At 46.3% G+C, this 1,954-nt stretch carries 1 protein-coding gene; it reads left to right on the forward strand.

Annotated elements, in window-relative coordinates; genetic code table 11:
- Positions 1-520 precede the first annotated feature (520 nt).
- Entirely contained in the window at positions 521-1,870 is a 1,350-nt protein-coding gene (ltrA, locus tag AYY17_RS13795; RefSeq protein WP_067424516.1) for a group II intron reverse transcriptase/maturase, read from the forward strand.
- The last annotated feature ends 84 nt before the right edge of the window (positions 1,871-1,954 follow it).

Here is a 1,954-nt window from a genome sequence, read left to right on the forward strand (position 1 = left end):
TTGTGTACGCCCAGCATGGGCATGAACTAATGAGGTGAAAGTCCTCTGTAGGAAGGTCACCGTTTAAATAACATACTGTTATTTAACGTTAACTACTAGCGAATGGCAAGGGCTTAATCGCGAGGTTTGGTCTGGAGGAAGCCGCTAGCAAATTTGCGAGCTGATGAACAAGAACATCATATGAGGCGTAGGCTAGAGGTGAGTTGGCACAAGACGACGAAACCACGTGATCTAATGGCCACCGTAAATGATGCAGCAGTGCAAAGAAAGTTCATGTTCTTATCTGGGGAGATCTGCTTAACACGCGATCGGTTATTAACCAGTAAGGCTCTGGTTTATAAGTGCCTTGGCTTTTCAGTGTCATCGACTGAAAAGAGCGAACCAGATGGAAACCGATAGCGCATGACGGGGTAACTCGGCATGTGATTAAGCAGAAGTCAGCAGACGGCATAGTAGCCAAATGCCCATCGTAATGGCTGGGACATGGTGAAGGCCTGAACATTTAGAAGAAGGAGAAGTCTTGTCAAACTTGTCGATACCCACTACGTCGCCAGACGATTACTATCGGCAGCGTATTGATATGCAACCGGCCTTCAACCGCGATCTATTCCAACAACTGCTCGAACCTGAAAATCTACACCGAGCTTGGCGTCAAGTGAAAGCCAATAAAGGCGCGGCGGGCATCGATGGCATGACCATCGAAGCCTTCCCGCTTTGGATGCAACAAGGCGGTTGGGAACAGTGTAAATCTCAATTAGAACAAGGTGAATACCAACCCTCAGCGGTCAGGCGCGTGGAGATCGATAAACCCGATGGTGGTAAACGCAAATTGGGGATCCCTAACGTCATTGATCGTGTGATTCAACAAGCTATTGCTCAAATACTCACACCACTGTTTGACCCATTCTTTTCGACTAACAGCTTTGGCTTTAGGCCGAACAGAAATGCAAAACAAGCGGTACTGCAAGTAAGAGATATCATCAAACAGAAACGCAAATTTGCCGTCGACGTTGATCTGTCTAAGTTCTTTGACCGAGTTAATCATGATCTATTGATGACTCAACTAAGGAATAAAGTACAGGATAAGCGCCTATTAGCGCTTATCGGTAAGTACCTACGAGCAGGTGTGATGGTCAATAACCAATTTGAAGCAAGCTTTGAAGGTGTGCCTCAAGGCGGCCCACTCTCACCATTACTTTCTAACATTATGTTGGATAGTCTGGATAAAGAGCTGGAAAGCCGAGGGCACAAATTCGCCCGCTACGCGGACGACTTTATCATTTTGGTAAAGTCTATTCGGGCGGGAGATCGAGTACTCAAGAGCATTACTCAATATCTGGCCATCAAGCTAAAACTAGTCGTTAATGAACAGAAAAGCCAAGTGGTTAAGGTCGCTCAAAGCAAGTTTCTTGGGTTTACATTTAACCGAGGCAAGATCCAGTGGCATGCTAAAACATTACACATTTTCAAGCAAAAGATAAGACGGCTAACGAACCGAAATTGGGGCGTGAGTATGAGTTATCAGCTGTTTAAAGTGCGTCAATACATGCAAGGCTGGATCAATTACTTTGGCATAGCTAACACCTATCAAGGGTGTGTCGATTTAGACCATTGGATCCGACGTCGTGTTCGTATGTGTTACTGGCGTCAGTGGCGAAAACCACGGACTAAGGTACAAAACTTACTTAAACGTGGCGTCAGGATCCAAGCCGCTGTTGCTTGTGGTATCACAAGTAAAGGCCCATGGCGTAGCTCTAAAACACCAGGGATACAGCAAGCGCTGAGTAATGAGTATCTGAAGAAAGCAGGATTATATTCACTAAGAGATGGATGGATCGCAGTTCATTATCCTAACCAAAAAGTGAGTTAGGAGTTCTAAATGAACCGCCCTGTGCGGAGCCGCATGCAGGGTGGTGTGGGGGCTGGAGGCTAGATACCTCCGGCTACCCGATTA

Origin of the sequence: Morganella psychrotolerans, from assembly GCF_001676055.1 — a bacterium.
Lineage (GTDB): Bacteria > Pseudomonadota > Gammaproteobacteria > Enterobacterales > Enterobacteriaceae > Morganella > Morganella psychrotolerans_B.